Source organism: Thermoanaerobacterium sp. RBIITD, from assembly GCF_900205865.1.
GTDB lineage: Bacteria > Bacillota > Thermoanaerobacteria > Thermoanaerobacterales > Thermoanaerobacteraceae > Thermoanaerobacterium.
Genome location: NZ_LT906662.1, coordinates 1,508,855 through 1,526,457, shown reverse-complemented (window position 1 = coordinate 1,526,457; position 17,603 = coordinate 1,508,855). Strand labels below are relative to the sequence as shown.

The 17,603-nt window shown below is 37.6% G+C and carries 13 protein-coding genes and 3 rRNA genes; 1 reads left to right on the top strand and 15 read right to left on the bottom strand.

Going from position 1 to position 17,603, the window contains the following annotated elements:
• Positions 1-69: 69 nt before the first annotated feature.
• Positions 70-2,256: an alkaline phosphatase family protein gene (locus CPG45_RS07070; RefSeq protein WP_096231244.1), complete on the top strand. Its 2,187-nt coding sequence runs from the start codon at positions 70-72 to the stop codon at positions 2,254-2,256.
• 130 nt (positions 2,257-2,386) lie between these two features.
• Here the strand turns inward: CPG45_RS07070 and CPG45_RS07065 are convergent, their stop codons facing one another.
• The 15 genes from CPG45_RS07065 to CPG45_RS06995 form a co-directional block, all read right to left on the bottom strand.
• A complete protein-coding gene (locus CPG45_RS07065) occupies positions 2,387-3,262 on the bottom strand; it encodes a PSP1 domain-containing protein (RefSeq protein ID WP_096231243.1) in 876 nt (291 codons plus the stop codon).
• A 12-nt stretch (positions 3,263-3,274) separates the two neighbouring features.
• Positions 3,275-4,240: a DNA polymerase III subunit delta' gene (gene holB / locus CPG45_RS07060; RefSeq protein ID WP_096231242.1), complete on the bottom strand. Its 966-nt coding sequence runs from the start codon at positions 4,238-4,240 to the stop codon at positions 3,275-3,277.
• An 8-nt stretch (positions 4,241-4,248) separates the two neighbouring features.
• A complete protein-coding gene (locus tag CPG45_RS07055; RefSeq protein WP_096231241.1) occupies positions 4,249-4,692 on the bottom strand; it encodes a YaaR family protein in 444 nt (147 codons plus the stop codon).
• Between the two features lie 9 nt (positions 4,693-4,701).
• Positions 4,702-5,031: a cyclic di-AMP receptor DarA gene (gene darA / locus CPG45_RS07050; RefSeq protein WP_096231240.1), complete on the bottom strand. Its 330-nt coding sequence runs from the start codon at positions 5,029-5,031 to the stop codon at positions 4,702-4,704.
• 13 nt (positions 5,032-5,044) lie between these two features.
• Positions 5,045-5,662: a dTMP kinase gene (tmk, locus tag CPG45_RS07045; protein WP_096231239.1), complete on the bottom strand. Its 618-nt coding sequence runs from the start codon at positions 5,660-5,662 to the stop codon at positions 5,045-5,047.
• Complete coding sequence (locus CPG45_RS07040) at positions 5,662-7,077, bottom strand: aminotransferase class I/II-fold pyridoxal phosphate-dependent enzyme (RefSeq protein WP_096231238.1); 1,416 nt, start codon at positions 7,075-7,077, stop codon at positions 5,662-5,664. The genes tmk and CPG45_RS07040 overlap by 1 nt, the downstream gene beginning before the upstream one ends.
• A gap of 90 nt (positions 7,078-7,167) precedes the next feature.
• Positions 7,168-7,380 (bottom strand): sigma factor G inhibitor Gin, encoded by a 213-nt coding sequence (locus CPG45_RS07035; RefSeq protein WP_096231237.1) that lies wholly within the window; start codon positions 7,378-7,380, stop codon positions 7,168-7,170.
• A gap of 150 nt (positions 7,381-7,530) precedes the next feature.
• Entirely contained in the window at positions 7,531-8,223 is a 693-nt protein-coding gene (locus CPG45_RS07030) for a peptidoglycan-binding domain-containing protein (RefSeq protein ID WP_197702845.1), read from the bottom strand.
• A 74-nt stretch (positions 8,224-8,297) separates the two neighbouring features.
• Positions 8,298-8,873 (bottom strand): DNA-3-methyladenine glycosylase I, encoded by a 576-nt coding sequence (locus CPG45_RS07025; protein WP_096231235.1) that lies wholly within the window; start codon positions 8,871-8,873, stop codon positions 8,298-8,300.
• A 12-nt stretch (positions 8,874-8,885) separates the two neighbouring features.
• Positions 8,886-9,833, bottom strand: a complete 948-nt coding sequence (locus CPG45_RS07020; RefSeq protein WP_096231234.1) for an ROK family protein — start codon at positions 9,831-9,833, stop codon at positions 8,886-8,888.
• Between the two features lie 397 nt (positions 9,834-10,230).
• Positions 10,231-10,339, bottom strand: a 5S ribosomal RNA gene (rrf, locus tag CPG45_RS07015).
• A gap of 276 nt (positions 10,340-10,615) precedes the next feature.
• Positions 10,616-13,842, bottom strand: a 23S ribosomal RNA gene (locus CPG45_RS07010).
• 555 nt (positions 13,843-14,397) lie between these two features.
• Positions 14,398-15,912, bottom strand: a 16S ribosomal RNA gene (locus CPG45_RS07005).
• The 16S, 23S and 5S rRNA genes sit together here, the layout of an rRNA operon.
• Positions 15,913-16,285: 373 nt before the next feature.
• A complete protein-coding gene (locus CPG45_RS07000) occupies positions 16,286-16,852 on the bottom strand; it encodes a uracil-DNA glycosylase (RefSeq protein ID WP_096231233.1) in 567 nt (188 codons plus the stop codon).
• A gap of 109 nt (positions 16,853-16,961) precedes the next feature.
• Positions 16,962-17,516, bottom strand: a complete 555-nt coding sequence (locus CPG45_RS06995; RefSeq protein ID WP_096231232.1) for a Fe-S-containing hydro-lyase — start codon at positions 17,514-17,516, stop codon at positions 16,962-16,964.
• Positions 17,517-17,603 lie beyond the last annotated feature (87 nt).

Below are 17,603 nucleotides of genomic sequence, written 5' to 3'. Positions count from 1 at the left end.
TTTGTTTTAACAATTTATTAACATTTAATTGGTATAATAGTTTATATTAATGTGAAGGATGTGTGTTATTTGAAGAAAATAATAATAGCAGTGTTGCTTTTTCTTATGTCTTTATCATTCATACCGCAGAATGCTTTTGCATCGACACATGATGAAAATAAAAAGGTCGTATTAGTGATAATTGATAGAGTAAGCCTTGATGACTACATAAAATACGACGCAAAAAATATTCAAAAATTGATAAGCAGCGGTACAATAGGGCTTATGAACACAAGAAGTGCTAATGAATACACTGATGCATCAGGATATTTCACATTCGGCACTGGTACAAGGGCAACTGCAGGTGGTTTAGGTGCAACATGTCTTAATATTGATGAATATTATACCTTTGGAAAAGCCGGAGATATTTATATGCTAAATACAGGGCTTGACTACGGAAATAGCAATATAGTAAATTTAGGTATAACAAGTCTTTTAGAAGGTGCCAAAAAAGCTGATTATAAAATTACGCCTGGTCTTTTAGGTCAACTTCTAAAAGATAATAATATTAAAACATATGTTTTTGGAAACTCCGATACAAAGATAGATAATCAAACATCTTATAAAAGATATGGTGTTTTAATAGCAATGGATGAAAAAGGTACTGCATTCGGGTATGTCAATAGCGATATTTTAAAATATGATAAAAATAGTCCATATTTTTTAAAAACAGATTATGATAAAATTTACAATTATTATACAAAATATGAAAAAACCGGCGGGCTTTTTGTAATAGATGCTGGTGATACAACAAGGATTGATGAATATTCACAGAATGTATCAAGTACAATGACATCAATGTATAAAAAATATGCTATAAAAAATATCGATAACTTCGTAGGTGAATTAATGGATAGTATTGACACATCTAGGGATCTTTTAATAATTGCAACACCATATCCATCCAAAAGTGCCTTAAGAACAGATAATCTCCTGACACCCCTCATTATTTCCGGACCTGGTTACAATGGACTGGCATCATCCATGACAACGAAAAGAAATGGCATCATAACAAACATTGATATCGCGCCAACCATTCTCAAATATTTCAATATCAAAATTCCAGTCGAGATGTTGGGGCATCCTATAACAAATATTAAATCTACAAACAAGGTAAATTATCTTGATAATTTAAATAAGATGGTCGTCTCTATTTATACAGCAAGGCCAATTGTATTAAAAAGCTATGTAATTTTTCTAATTATTATATTAATGCTGTACCTTATAACGCTGTTTCTAAAAATAGAATATCTTAAATATTTAAAGCCTATAATATTGGGTGTAATGGCAGTGCCATTAACGCTTTTAATGCTTTCCATATTTGGGCCATTGCCAATATACTTAAGTATTATAGCGATTATAATCATTACATTTATATTATTAGCTATATTAAAATTATTTGTAAAAGATGAATATGACATTTTAATGGTTATTAGCCTCATAACCGCTTTTGCAATAGCATTGGATATTTTTACAGGTGCACATCTTATGAAAAGCTCTATATTAGGCTACGATGTTATCGCAGGCGCTAGATTTTATGGCATTGGAAATGAGTACATGGGTGTTTTAATAGGTTCTGCGATTATGGGTGTAATGGCACTTATTCAAAAATATAAAAATAGCTTCGTAAAATTAGCCGGTGTCTTATTTTTCGCCATAGTTTTCCTCCTTATGGTTCTTCCGGGATACGGCGCAAAAATAGGAGGATTCATAACGGGATTTATGGCATTCGGTGTAACACTTTTACTTTTATCCGGAATCAAGATAAATTATAAAAACCTTATAATTTTATTTATTTCAATGGTGGCACTTTTGGTATTTATGTTTGTAGGTTCAATGTTTATAGGTACTGCAACACATATGGTACAAACTGCTCTTATCGTCAAAAATGAGGGTATTTTAGCACTGTATAAGATATTTGCAAGAAAATTAGATATGGAACTTACACTTATACGATATACCATATGGTCATGGGTTTTAATCATATCAATCATAATTTTGTTTATTCTATCATATAAGCCTACAGGAATATTAAAGAGTATATTTAGAAAAAATAAATACATCTACTATGGCTTTTTTGGCAGCGTCATCGGTATGCTTTTTGCTTTAGCATTCAATGATGCCGGCATTGTAGCAGCATCTACAATGTGTATTTATGCAATACCACCAATTCTTATATTGCTAGAAAGAGAAATGAGAAATGGTAAATCATTTTAAAACGTTAATTATGTGATAATAATGCCATTAGAGAGCCTGTCCATATCAATAATAGCAAGGACATTCGGATCCCTTTTGAGCCTTGGTGGTAAAGTTGGGTAGCATAAAAAAAGAGGGTTTTGGCCCTCTTTTATTCTTCATCAAAGTCATCACCAAGTATTTCATCATATATTTCAGCAAATTCGTCCTTCTTGTCTTCTATCACGATAACATCATTCGGATCATATTCCTTAGTTATCTCTATTCCTTCAGCATTTTTCATTTTTACTTTAAGTTTTCTCCTTACGACGTCGATTTCCGCAACTCTCATCTCTTTATCATCAACTTTTATTAAACTGCCTACTGCCGGCATTTCAGACCTTACTTTTTCATAAGTATCCTGCTCATATTTTAGGCAACACATGAGTCTGCCACACAAACCCGATATTTTAGTTGGGTTAAGAGACAAATTCTGGTCTTTCGCCATTTTGATAGAAACAGGTTCAAAATCCCCGAGAAACGTCGCACAACAAAGGGGTCTTCCGCATGGGCCAAGACCACCGACTATTTTAGATTCGTCTCTTACACCAATTTGTCTAAGCTCTATCCTCGTCTTAAATATTGCCGCAAGGTCTTTAACTAAATCGCGGAAATCTATCCTTCCATCTGCAATAAAATAAAATATTATCTTATTATTATCAAATGTATATTCTGCATCGATTAATTTCATATCAAGGTTATGTTCTTTTATCATATTCATACAAACACCAAAAGCTTCGGCTTCACAGGATCTGTTTTCATTATAATGCTCTATATCTTCATCTGTTGCAATCCTCAATACCATTTTAAGGGGTGCTATTATATCTTCATCTGGAACTTCCCTTTTGCCAACGACAACTTCTCCAAATTCTATTCCCCTTGCCGTTTCTACAATTACGTTATCACCTATACTTACGGGCAATTCTCCTGGGTCGAAATAATATATTTTACCGGCTTTTTTAAACCGAATTCCTACGACTGTATACAAAATAAATACCTCCTAAATATTTAAGAGAAAATCTTCTATCGCTAATTGGTAATTAACATTGGATTTGAGATTAAAATTAAGATCTTCTATCTTTTTAATTATATTATTTAGCTTAAATCCTGTCAAATTGCCCGAAAGTATTTTTATATCATCTATCATATCTTTATTAATAATAAATGCATCATCGCCTGTCATTTTGTATACCAATGTATCTCTAAAGTATGAAAGCATTATATTTATAATATCATCTATGCTGTCTTTGTTTTCATCAAAGAATTTATAATTGTCAAGCCTTATAGCTTTTTCATCATTAATAGAATCAAATAAAATTTTTCCTAAGCTATATCTCATCTCAGAAAACTCAGGATCTATCAATAAGTCAGCCTTGCCATAATTGCCGAAAGCAATTGATGCGATCTCTTTAGCTTTTATAGAATCGATATTTTTTTCATTTCGAAGATAATTTTCTATAACAGAGTCATTTTCACGTGTAAATCTAACTATCTCACATCTTGAAACAACCGTAGGTAAAAGCCCTTCCATCTTTGAAGCGGTTAGGATAAAAAGGCCATATAGCGGCGGTTCTTCTAAGGTTTTTAAAATACTATTCTGTGCCTGTTCGGTCATCTTTTCTGCTTCTTTTATTATAAATACTTTTTTCAATGAATTATAAGGCTTAACATATATATTATCTATTACATTATTCCTAATAGTATCAGCCTTTATCGAATTGCCTTCCGGTTCTACAAAGAAAATATCAGGATGATTTCCTGATAATATTTGAAGACAAGACGGGCAACTTAAACATGGCCTTTTACCTTTATGAGTACAATTTACCATCATGGCAAAATACTTCGCCATAAATATTTTCCCTAGTCCATTTTCGCCAACAAACAAATATGCATTTGCAATATTGCCCACAGTTAAGATTCTATTAAATAAATTTAAAATATTTTCATGGCCGTATAGATTTAACATCAAATCACCTACGAGTAAATGTCTACTAATAGACCTCTTATTTCTTCAATTGTATTTAAAAGATCAATATTTTTGCTATTGTTATTTAAGAAATCCATGGTTAGTTTCTCAAGTTTATCATTTATCTTATCAATAATTGTATAAATTTTTTTCCGTCCTCTTATATCAATAGACTCTCTCTTATTCCTGCGAAACATTCCATTTATGGCATTCTGCAAAAACTGTTTGACTTTCTTCTTGTATGAAAGTAAATTCTCTATATTTAAATTTTCTTTTAACTTTTGTGCTGTATTATCTATGTCAGCGAGCATTTCATTTAAAATATTGTCCTGCACTTTGCTTATTTCGCTTTCAATTGCATCTTCAAACTTCATTGTAGACATTTTATTTTTCTTATCATCCACAACAAAATCAGATGTAACTTTTCTCGTGTTTATCTCTTGTATCCTCATATATAACACCTATATTCTGAAAAATTTCTCAACATCCATAACAAATACAGTAGCGCCTCCAATAGAAACTTCAACAGGCTGCGGAATGAATATATCTGTTGCACCACCCATCTGCGTCGGTGATGTTATTATCCTATCTCTTGTCTTACATTTTTTCTCAATGATTTCAATTGCATCATCGAGTTTGTTGTCTTCAACACCGATCATCAATGTAGTATTGCCGGACCTTAAGAAACCGCCAGTAGAAGCTACTCTTGTAAAACTGAAGCCTTTTTCTGTCAATCCATCCATCAGTCTTCTCACATCTTCGTCTTGAACTATTGCGAATATTAACTTCATTATAGATCCCTCCTTAAATAATTTTTTTAATTTCATTTATGATATTTTTTTGTATTACATTGACATCACATGTTGCATCTATTACTGCAAACCTCTCTGGGTTTGACAATATTAAATTTTTATATCCTTCGTATACTTTTTTGTGAAAGTCTATGTCCTCCATTTCAAGACGATCTCTATCATGCCTTTGATTAATTCTCTTTAAAGCTTCTTCCGGTTTTATATCAAGATATATCGTTAAATCAGGTTTTAAACCTGAAATAGCTATGTTATTTATTTCCTCAACAGCCTTTATACCTATTCCCCTAGCATAACCTTGATATACGATAGAGCTATCTACAAATCTGTCAAGTATGACTATTTTTCCTATCTTTAGTGAAGGTATAATTATCTCTGACACTAATTCTGCTCTTGATGCCGCATAAAGGAGAGCTTCCGAAACAGGTACTATTTTATTTTCCTCATCAAGGAGTATATCTCTTATTTTTTCTCCTACATGAGTACCACCAGGTTCCCTTAATACTATAATATTGTAACCTAATTTCAAAAGATATTCCTTTAGTAAATTTATTTGTGTAGTCTTGCCGCTTCCATCAATGCCTTCAAATGTAATGAGTTTTCCATTGTACATTATTCACACACCCGTATACTCAAATTATCAATACCTACAATCTTTATACCTATATTATATAGTAAATTTATATATTGTACCATATCTTTTTTTACTATTTCACCAGGGCATATTAATGGAATTCCTGGTGGATACGGTATTACATAATCACATGATATTTTATCAATTGAATCTTTTAGATCTACAGACTTAAAAGATTTTTTGACGGCAATTGATGGCTTAAATGCCATTTGAGGTATTTTAGGATAATAATCAATGAATTTTTTATTTATATTTTTTTTATAATTTCTAAGCTTTTTTATAGCATCAATTAGTATATTAAACTCCTTTTCAGTATCCACAACGGTCATAATTGCAAGTATGTTATATAAATCTGACATTTCTACCTGAATATTAAAATCACTCTTTAATATTTTTTCCGCATCATTCCCTGTGAGGTTGAGACCTTTTACATCGATTGTAAACTTAGTAGGATCAAAATCATATATTCCATATCTACCGATAACATCTTTGCCAAGACAGTTTATACTATCAAACTGATTTAATATGTCTCTTGTTTTTATGGATAAGTCTATACAGTTATTAAGCTTTTTCTTACCTTCTCCTTCCATAAATTCTCTGGCTAAATCAATTGATGACATTAGAATATATGATGGTGATGTTGTTTGAAAAAGGCTTAAATAAAAGCGTAATTTTTCAATATTAATCTTATCTGTATTAACATGTAAAATAGAGCTTTGAGTAAATGCAGGTAATGTCTTGTGTATGCTTTCAACTACTATGTCTGCACCAGCCTTTGATGCTGTAATAGGTAATTTCTCAGAAAATGCAAAATGGGCTCCATGTGCTTCATCAACAATTAAAATCTTATCATATTTGTGCACAACTTCTGCGATCTTTTTTATATCGACGCAAAATCCATAATAATTAGGATATGTTATCAATACCGCTTTTATATCGTTATCTGACCTAAGCATCGTTTCTAACTCATCTATTGATATGCCCATAGCTATACCATCATCGTAATCTATCAATGGATTAAGATAGCATGGTATAGCACCTGTAATAACCAAGCCGTTGTAAACAGATTTATGTGAATTCCTTTGAATTAATATCTTATCATCATTATTAAGTACTGTACACATTGCAGCATATATTCCTGATGTTGTTCCATTTACAAGAAAGAAAGACATCTTTGATCCAAATGCTTTTGCTGCAAGCTCTTCAGCCTCCAATATTGGTCCTTTTGGATCATGGAGATTATCTGTCCCTGGTACTTCCGTAAGGTCTATCTTTGCGAGGTTCTCAATATATTTCCGGGAAATACTCCTGCCTTCTTTATGCCCAGGCATATGGTATGGAATAGTTCCATCTTTTACATATTTCATTAATGCTTCATATAAAGGTGCTGTCATTTTTACCCCCCCTGCTACAAATTATTATATACATATATAATATCACAGAAAGCTTTTCATGACTATTAAATAAAAATATAAGGGCCCATACTATATTTGGTCCTCATATTCAATGCCTTTCATATAATTCTGCCAGATATCTATCATTTTCTTTCTGTAAAAATCGTAGCCAAAATCACCAGGCGATATATCTACAATTATTTTCTGGCAATCATTACATAGAAATTCTCCTAATACTTCTATTCCGTCCCCCGTTTCATGATTGCATATAAAGCACCTTTTCGTCCTTACCATGCTTTCCATATGCTACACCATCTTTCATAATATTTCTATGTATAATTATTTCCATAAAAGCCATTACATATACGTGTTTCCTTAATAACATTATATTATTTTAATAATAAAAAAAGGCGGGTCTCAATGCATTTTGCACCAAGCCCTGCATGTATTTATTTAATGAAAAATATTCATTATGTCATCAAAATTTGCATCGTATGTTTTCTTATATTGGGCTAAAGCTTCTTTTGTCTTATTTCCATATATTCCATCTACAGAACCTTTGTAAAGCCCTAATTTTTGTAATACCCTCTGAACTGCCATAACAACTTCTGTTGCAAGTTCTTTATTTGTATCTTTATTTGGCTGTTCCAATTTTGCTAATGTTGCAGGTCCTGGTAGTCCATCAACAGTTAAGTCATTTTCCTTTTGGAATGCCATCACCGCTTCTTTTGTCATAGATCCGTAGATTCCGTCTATTTCACCCTTATATAACCCTACCTTTTGCAATGCTTTTTGGATGCTTTTAATTGTATCGTTTTTACCAATTTGATTTGCCATATTTTTTGTTTTATCTTGCAAAGCTTTCATTGTTATAGGACCAGCAACACCATCAACAATCAATTTATTCTCTTTTTGGAATTTTATTACAGCATTTTCTGTATTTTTCCCGTAGATTCCATCAACTGTATCTTTGTATAATTTTAGATCTTTTAATTTTTGCTGAAGTTCTATAACCATATCCTTTGACATAGAAATTTTTGATATTACACCTTTAGCGACATTTGTCGTTACTGTCGGTGCAGCAAGGTATGACACGGGGATAAGCAGTATTGTGAAAATTAACAAATAACTTATAAGCTTTTTCAAAATAACACCTCCACTCTTGGAAGTATTATCTCCATTTATAGATTTATTATGCATAGTTTCTGAAACATATATAATTATTCATCTTTTCTATACATAATCTCTTTATATCTAAAGCAGGATAATATGTGGTCATTGACTAATCCTGTCGCTTGCATATGTGAATATATTATTGTTGATCCGATAAATTTAAAGCCCCTTTTTATAAGGTCTTTACTTATTTCGTCTGACAAAGAAGTTTTAGCAGGTACTTCCTTTACATTATTCCAATTATTATTAATAGGCTTTCCATCTACAAATCCCCATATATAATTGTCAAAACTTCCGAATTCCTTTTGAATCTCCAAAAATCTCTTAGCATTGTTTATTGATGCTTCTATTTTTCTCCTATTTCTTATTATGCCTGCATTATTTAAAAGCTCGCTTATCTTTTCTTCATCATACAATGAAACCTTATAAGGATCAAAATTATCATAAGACATCCTGTAATTCTCTCTTTTTTTAAGTATGGTAATCCAACTTAAACCTGCTTGTGCAGATTCAAGTACTAAAAATTCGAAGTGTAATCTATCATCATGTACAGGAACGCCCCATTCTGTATCATGATATTTTATATATAATTCGTCATTTAAACACCATGGACATCTCTCCATTGCACACACCCTTTATAAAACAAGTGCAGCTGCTCCCATTAGACCGACATTTCCTCCAAGCTCTGCTTTCACAACATCACATATTTCTCTGTTTGGTTTTAATGCTCTCTCTTCGACTGTTTTCATCATTTTATCATATAATACATCCCATTGGCTTGATAAGCCTCCACCTATTATTATCCTCTTTGGATTGTAAAACGCCATTATGTTTACAATTCCTATACCAAGATAAAAAGCTTCAGCGTCAATTAGTTCTATTGATAATTTATCACCAGATTTTGCAGCTTCAAATATATTTTCTGCTTTTATTTCATCCATGGGAATATTTTTAAGAATAGTATCCCTCCCGGATTCTATCGCTTTTTTTGCAAACTTGACAAGAGATGTACCAGACGCATATGATTCCAAGCATCCCGGATTCCCACAATTGCACCATCTCGGCCCATCAAAATTTATTGAATGATGACCTATTTCCGCCGCATTAGAATTTGCTCCGTTATATAATTTACCACCTATTATAGCCCCACCGCCGATACCAGTACTTACAGTGATATAAACCATATCATCTATGCCCTTTCCTGCTCCAAATAGATACTCTGCAAGTGCTGCAACATTTGCATCATTATTTAGCTTTATATTTGTATCAAATTCTTTATGGAGAATATCAACTAAAGGAATGTTAACCCATCCTGGCAAATTTGGTGGATACTCAACAATACCCTTTTCAGAATCAAGTGGACCAGGTGAACCTATTCCTATTCCTGATATTTGATCTATTTTTAAACTTGACTTTTTAAGAACATCATTAATACTTTCTTTTATTCTATTTATAACATGATCCGGACCATTCTTAGCTTCGGTTGGTACTTTTACGCTATACAATATTTTCCCATTGTCATCTACTATTCCTGTATTTATCTTTGTACCACCAAGGTCAATGCCACACACTAACTTGCTCATCAATATCTCCTCCAACTTATTTATTCTAAATTATCTTACTTAAAATTAATAATTATATAGTATAAGGATTACATATATTGATATAAAAATCCACTTTATATGATATTTTGAAACTATTTTATTTCTATTGAATATTTATACTTCCCTATGCAAAATTAAAATAAATCAATGACATCATATACCATTATTTATACTTATCGATTAATTATACATTAATATATTGTTACAAGATAGTTGATTTGTCAATACCTAAAAAATAAAAATATCTAAATTAAAATTCCTTGAGAAATGTAGCAAAATCGTTTTTATAACACATTTGCGGAAATTAACAAATTATATGTAATATAAAAAACTCCTAATAAGGAGTTTTACTTAGGGGGCTAATATATGAAATTTTCACCGGCAGCGACCTACTCTCCCGCAATAGCAGTACCATCGGCGCTGGAGGGCTTCACTTCCGTGTTCGGTATGGGAACGGGTTTTTAACCTCCGCTATTGCCACCGGATATCTTTTGTTCATTTCTTTGCATATATGTTGATTCTTCTCTTAGAAAATATTATTTCCGTTCGCAAATTGTGTTTTCTATATACTTTCGGCTCACTTCGTTTGTTCGGCTAAAGCCGTCTATGCGTTGTGACGTCTTTTGACGCCTCACTGCACTTCGTTCGCCGAGTATATTACGAAAACGCAATTAATCGCTCTCTCCAATAATATTTTCTTCTTTGGATTCTTCACATATATGCTTTTTCTAAATGAACTTTGAATACTGCACAATGCTTCTTTGGTCAAGTCCTCGACTTATTAGTACCGGTCAGCTCAAAGTATTTCTACTCTTACACCTCCGGCCTATCTACCTCGTCTTCTTCAAGGTGTCTTACTCCCTTTCGGTTTGGGAAATCTTATCTTGAGGTGGGTTTCACGCTTAGATGCTTTCAGCGTTTATCCCTTCCGAACTTGGCTACCCAGCTGTGCGTACGGCTACGCAACTGGTACACCATCGGTTCGTCCACCCCGGTCCTCTCGTACTAAGGGCAGCCCCTCTCAAATTTCCTACGCCCGCGACGGATAGGGACCGAACTGTCTCACGACGTTCTGAACCCAGCTCGCGTACCGCTTTAATGGGCGAACAGCCCAACCCTTGGGACCTACTTCAGCCCCAGGATGCGATGAGCCGACATCGAGGTGCCAAACCTCCCCGTCGATGTGGACTCTTGGGGGAGATCAGCCTGTTATCCCCAGGGTAGCTTTTATCCGTTGAGCGACGGCAATCCCATTCTCTACCGCCGGATCACTAAGCCCGACTTTCGTCCCTGCTCGAATTGTTTTTCTCACAGTTAGGCTACCTTCTGCCTTTGCACTCTTACGCGCGATTTCCTTCCGCGCTGAGGTAACCTTTGGACGCCTCCGTTACTTTTTTGGAGGCGACCGCCCCAGTCAAACTGCCCGCCTGTCAGTGTCCATATGCCGGCTTACGGCTCCTATGTTAGAATTTCGGTAATCTCAGGGTGGTATCCCAACGTCGGCTCCAGATAGGCTTGCGCCCATCTTTCTCTGCCTCCCACCTATCCTGTACAGGGATTACTAAAATCCAGTGACAAGCTGCAGTAAAGCTCCATGGGGTCTTTCTGTCCTGTCGCGGGTAACTCGCATCTTCACGAGTACTACAATTTCACCGGGTCCCCCATCTAGACAGCGCCCAAGTCGTTACGCCTTTCGTGCAGGTCGGAACTTACCCGACAAGGAATTTCGCTACCTTAGGACCGTTATAGTTACGGCCGCCGTTTACTGGGGCTTAAGTTCTATGCTTCTCCGGCACTCAACTCTATCTACTAAGAGTTTTTACTTTTGGCTATTCTTTCTTTTAACCATCTTCTTGCGTTATGAGATTCTTTTGATTGTTTTTCTCTTTTTATTGCATCTTCTTTCGCTTTGTATGCTTCATAATAAATTATTTCCCATTTATGCTCTTTTGTGTACTTGTTTAATCCTTTATTATGTGCCTCTACTCTTTTTCGTAGATTCTCTGAATAGCCTGTATATATGCCTCCTTTTTCATTCTTTATTACATAGACATAATACATCTTTTTCACTCCTAATAGGTATAGTTGAGTGCCGGATAACATTTCCCCTTAACCTTCCAGCACCGGGCAGGCGTCAGCTCCTATACTTCGTCTTTCGACTTAGCAGAAACCTGTGTTTTTGGTAAACAGTCGCTTGGGCCTCTTCTCTGCGGCCTTTCGGCACTCCTTCTCCCGAAGTTACGGAGTCTTTTTGCCGAGTTCCTTAATGAGGGTTCTCCCGCTCGTCTTTGGATTCTCTCCTCGCCTACCTGTGTCGGTTTGCGGTACGGGCACCTTTATCCTCGATAGCAATTTTTCTCGGCAGCCCCTTTGAAACTTCGCCTTTCGGCTCCCCGTTACAGCTCTTATGGTATGTGGTACTTCACTCACATCCCTTTTCGTCGCTGCTTGGACGTGCTCTACCAACCGCACGCTTTTCTTATCTCGCTGCGTCCTTGCTTCTCTTTTATCGGATATTGGTGGTACCGGACTCATTACCGGTTGTCCATCGCCTACGCTTTCGCCTCGGCTTAGGTCCCGACTTACCCTGGGCGGATTATCCTTCCCCAGGAATCCTTAGGCTTTCGACGGTAAGGTTTCTCGCCTTACTCTCGTTACTTATACCGGCATTCTCTCTACTGTATTGTCCAGATTCGCTTCCGCTTATCCTTCCCCCTATACAGTACGCTCCCCTACCATTTTTCATCCGAAGCTTCGGTGTCATGTTTTAGCCCCGTTTATTTTCGGCGCAGGATTTCTCGACCAGTGAGCTATTACGCACTCTTTGAATGTATGGCTGCTTCTAAGCCAACATCCTGGTTGTCTTGGAAGTCCTACTTCCTTTCCCACTTAACATGCTCTTTGGGACCTTAGCTGTCGGTCTGGGCTCTTTCCCTTTTGACCACGGATCTTATCACTCGTAGTCTGACTCCCAGGTATCAATATGGCATTCGGAGTTTGATAGGGTTCGGTAGCCTTTTTGGCCCCTAGCCCATTCAGTGCTCTACCTCCATATTTACTCCCTGAGGCTAGCCCTAAAGCTATTTCGGGGAGAACCAGCTATCTCCGAGCTCGATTGGAATTTCTCCTCTACCCACAATTCATCCCATGACTTTTCAACGTCAACGTGGTTCGGGCCTCCACCAGATCTTACTCCGGCTTCACCCTGATCATGGGTAGGTCGCACGGTTTCGGGTCTATGATATGCAACTTCCGCCCTTTTTAGACTCGCTTTCGCTTCGGCTCCGCTTTCGCTTAACCTTGCTGCATATCTATAACTCGCCGGTCCGTTCTACAAAAAGTACGTGGTCGTCTGGCACTCAACCGGACACGCTAGTTCTTTTTTCTCCTCCCTAACATGTTCAGTTGAGTGCCAGACTTCCACTGCTTGTGGACATATGGTTTCAGGTTCTTTTTCACTCCCCTCCCGGGGTTCTTTTCACCTTTCCCTCACGGTACTTTGCGCTATCGGTCACTTAGGAGTATTTAGCCTTGGGAGATGGTCCTCCCGTCTTCCCACCGGGTTGCCTATCCTGTGGTACTCTGGATCCCACCTTGGTATCTTTCTTTCGCCTACTGGGCTTTCACCGTCTTTGGCCGGCCTTTCCAGGTCCGTTCGGCTTCGTCCGATACTCCTTTTGCGTGGTCCTAAACCCCATCACCATAGGTGATGGTTTGGGCTCTTTCCTGTTCGCTCGCCGCTACTTGGGAAATCGATTTTTCTTTCTTTTCCTCGCGCTACTTAGATGTTTCAGTTCGCGCGGTCTCCCTTCCTCATGGCTATGTGTTCACCATGGGATGCTTAAGTATTACCTTAAGCGGGTTTCCCCATTCGGATATCTCCGGATCTCTGCCTGCTTGCGGCTCCCCGGAGCGTTTCGCCGCTCGCTGCGTCCTTCTTCGGCTCTAAGTGCCTGGGCATCCACCATACGCCCTTTGTAACTTGACCTTCTCTTTTTTATACATCGCTTTTCTTTGGAAAATTATTATTAACGCTCACAAATTCCGCTTATCTAATATATCATCGATTCTCTTCGCTTGTTTGGCTAACGCCGTCTATGCGTTGTGACGGCTTTCGCTTTCGCTCATACGCCAAACTGCGCTACGTTCATCGTGATATATTACGAAAGCTTCATTAATCGTTCGCTTTTAATAATATTTTCCGGACAATGTATATCGGTTCTCATTGTAACTCGTTTTTCTCGTTACCCTTTTTTTGCATTGTGCAGTTTTCAAGGTTCACTTTGAGGGTTTAACCCTCAAAACTGAACAGTGAGATATGCTCATTGTAATTATTATCGTTCGACAAATTGTGCTTTCTATATACTTTAGGCTCCTTACGCTTGTTCGGCTAACGCCGTCTATGCGTTGTGACGGCTTTCGCTTTCGCTCATACGCCTCACTGCGCTTCACTCGCCTAGTATATTACGAAAGCGCAATTAATCGTCATCTCTTAATAATTACAATTCGCCTTTTAATACTTTTTGTAGGATTTTCTCCTTAGAAAGGAGGTGATCCAGCCGCACCTTCCGATACGGCTACCTTGTTACGACTTCACCCCAATCATTTACCCCACCTTCGGCAGCTGCCTCCTCTCGGTTAGCTCACTGACTTCGGGTGTTGTAAACTCTCGTGGTGTGACGGGCGGTGTGTACAAGGCCCGGGAACGTATTCACCGCAGCATGCTGATCTGCGATTACTAGCAACTCCGTCTTCATGCAGGCGGGTTGCAGCCTGCAATCTGAACTGGGACCTGTTTTTTGGGATTCGCTCCGGATCGCTCCTTCGCTCCCCTTTGTTCAGGCCATTGTAGCACGTGTGTAGCCCAGGGCATAAAGGGCATGATGATTTGACGTCATCCCCACCTTCCTCCGTGTTGTCCACGGCAGTCTCGGTAGAGTGCCCGTCTTTACGCTGGCAACTACCAACAGGGGTTGCGCTCGTTGCGGGACTTAACCCAACATCTCACGACACGAGCTGACGACAACCATGCACCACCTGTCTCACAGCTCCTCTTACGAGGCACTCGAGTATTTCTACTCGATTCTGTGGATGTCAAGCCCTGGTAAGGTTCTTCGCGTTGCTTCGAATTAAACCACATGCTCCGCTGCTTGTGCGGGCCCCCGTCAATTCCTTTGAGTTTCAGCCTTGCGGCCGTACTCCCCAGGCGGGATACTTATTGCGTTAACTCCGGCACGGATGATTCCTCACCCACACCTAGTATCCATCGTTTACGGCGTGGACTACCAGGGTATCTAATCCTGTTTGCTCCCCACGCTTTCGCACCTCAGCGTCAGTTCAAGTCCAGAGAGCCGCTTTCGCCACTGGTATTCTTCCTGATCTCTACGCATTTCACCGCTACACCAGGAATTCCGCTCTCCTCTCCTTGACTCAAGCTATATAGTTTCAGTTGCATCCCCTCGGTTAAGCCCAGGTTTTTTACATCTGACTTATATAGCCGCCTACGTGCTCTTTACGCCCAGTAATTCCGGACAACGCTCGCCCCCTACGTATTACCGCGGCTGCTGGCACGTAGTTAGCCGGGGCTTTCGTATGGTACCGTCATTTCTTTCTTCCCATACTATTGAGCTTTACGACCCGAAGGCCTTCTTCGCTCACGCGGCGTTGCTGCGTCAGGGTTCCCCCCATTGCGCAATATTCCCCACTGCTGCCTCCCGTAGGAGTCTGGACCGTCTCTCAGTTCCAGTGTGGCCGTTCACCCTCTCAGGCCGGCTACCCATCGTTGCCTTGGTGGGCCTTTACCTCACCAACTAGCTAATGGGCCGCGGACTCTTCCTTTAGCGGATTTCTCCTTTCTTCACAAGATGATGCCACCTCGTGACATTATCCGGTATTAGCACCCCTTTCGGTGTGTTATCCCGGTCTATAGGGTAGATTGTCCACGTGTTACTCACCCGTCCGCCGCTAAGTAAATACCGTAGTATTTACTCCGCTCGACTTGCATGTGTTAGGCACGCCGCCAGCGTTCGTCCTGAGCCAGGATCAAACTCTCATGTTTAAATCCTTACCTCTTTTTTATTCTCTGGCTTTTTTCTCACTGTTCGGTTTTCAAGGTTCAACCTGTCGCATTGGCGACATTGTCTATATTATCATATTTCATTTTTTATGTCAACTATTTTTTTGCTGTCATATTTCTTTGGACTACTTCTTTCGGATCCTAAGATCCTTCGCCTCAGTTCATTCGGCTCAGAATTGCATCAACCGATTGTCCCGCTCTCACAGCGACAGGTATTAATATATCATGAATTTTTTCTTTACGCAATATTGTTTTATCGTCATTTATACTCATTATTTTATTATATATTAAGTATGCCCTATTATTCTCCTTTTTGCGTGAATTTTTTATTATATTCAAATTTGAATAATAAAATTTACTTTTCTTTTATTTTTTCTAGCTCTTTTTTTATAGCCTTAAAATCTTCCCATGCGGGATGCTTCTTTTCGGGATCTCTTAAAAGTGCTGCTGGATGATATGTAGCAATGATCTTAACACCTTTCCTTTCTATCCATTGTCCTCTCATTATTGTTATTCTGAAATCTTTATCTATTATCGCTTTCGCTGCTGTTGCGCCTAAACATACTATTATTTTAGGTGCTATTATAGCCACCTGATTTCTCAGATACGGCAAACACGCATCTATTTCATTTTGAAGTGGCACCCTATTATTTGGAGGTCTGCACTTAACAATATTTGCAATGTACACATCTTCTCTTTTTAATCCAATCGCTTCAATCATCTTGTTTAAAAGTTGACCTGCTTTACCCACAAATGGGCGCCCCTGAATATCCTCGTCATGTCCAGGGCCTTCACCGATAAACATTATATTCGACCTTAAATTTCCTTCTCCAAAAACTACATTATTTCTTACATTGCTTAAAGGACATTTTGTGCATTTCATACATTCCTGCCACAATTCTTTTAATGATAATAATGACATTGAAACCACCTTTTATAATAATATAATAATTTACTTCATGGTAAAGATTGCTAATATCTATAATTTGAATTCTTTATATTCACAACTACTCTATTAATCTAAAAATAAATTATGTATTCTTTCTATATTTCTCGCGTTCGCTTTCATATAAATTATTTCCATACATATCTATTGTAACAATAACTGGAAAGTCATCTATAGTAAATTCATGTATTGCTTCAGGGCCAAGGTCTTCATATGCCAAAACTTTTGCTTTTTTAACTCTTTCTGATAGAAGTGCACCGGCACCGCCTATAGCTGTAAAATAGACAGCATGATATTTCTTCATAGCCTCAATTACCTCTTTGCTTCTATATCCTTTCCCTATCATGCCTTTAAGACCGAGTTCTAAAAGCTTTGGTGTGTATGCATCCATCCTGCCACTTGTCGTAGGTCCACAACTGCCAACAACCTGACTTGGTTTTGCCGGACATGGACCAACATAGTATATTATTTGGTTATTTATAACAACAGGAAGTTTCTCACCTTTATTTATTGCATCTATCATTCTTTTGTGTGCCGCATCTCTCGCCGTTAAAATTTTTCCCGTTATAAGAACAAAATCACCTGCTTTTAAATCTTTTAATATATCATCTGTTAATGGCGTATTAATTTTTTTATGCATCTTAACCTCCATTCTACCGCTTATACAAATATAAATATCATAAATCAGCGAATTTTTAATATCATAAGCTATGTTGCTATATTTCCA

What these genes read in the sequence shown, in the direction of transcription:
- holB (WP_096231242.1), bottom strand. Translation starts at nt 4,240, where the DNA reads ATGTTAAATCTATACGGCCATGAAAATATTTTAAATTTATTTAATAGA.
- CPG45_RS07055 (WP_096231241.1), bottom strand. Translation starts at nt 4,692, where the DNA reads ATGAGGATACAAGAGATAAACACGAGAAAAGTTACATCTGATTTTGTT.
- darA (WP_096231240.1), bottom strand. Translation starts at nt 5,031, where the DNA reads ATGAAGTTAATATTCGCAATAGTTCAAGACGAAGATGTGAGAAGACTG.
- tmk (WP_096231239.1), bottom strand. Translation starts at nt 5,662, where the DNA reads ATGTACAATGGAAAACTCATTACATTTGAAGGCATTGATGGAAGCGGC.
- CPG45_RS07040 (WP_096231238.1), bottom strand. Translation starts at nt 7,077, where the DNA reads ATGACAGCACCTTTATATGAAGCATTAATGAAATATGTAAAAGATGGA.
- CPG45_RS07035 (WP_096231237.1), bottom strand. Translation starts at nt 7,380, where the DNA reads ATGGAAAGCATGGTAAGGACGAAAAGGTGCTTTATATGCAATCATGAA.
- CPG45_RS07025 (WP_096231235.1), bottom strand. Translation starts at nt 8,873, where the DNA reads ATGGAGAGATGTCCATGGTGTTTAAATGACGAATTATATATAAAATAT.
- CPG45_RS07020 (WP_096231234.1), bottom strand. Translation starts at nt 9,833, where the DNA reads ATGAGCAAGTTAGTGTGTGGCATTGACCTTGGTGGTACAAAGATAAAT.
- CPG45_RS07000 (WP_096231233.1), bottom strand. Translation starts at nt 16,852, where the DNA reads ATGTCATTATTATCATTAAAAGAATTGTGGCAGGAATGTATGAAATGC.
- CPG45_RS06995 (WP_096231232.1), bottom strand. Translation starts at nt 17,516, where the DNA reads ATGCATAAAAAAATTAATACGCCATTAACAGATGATATATTAAAAGAT.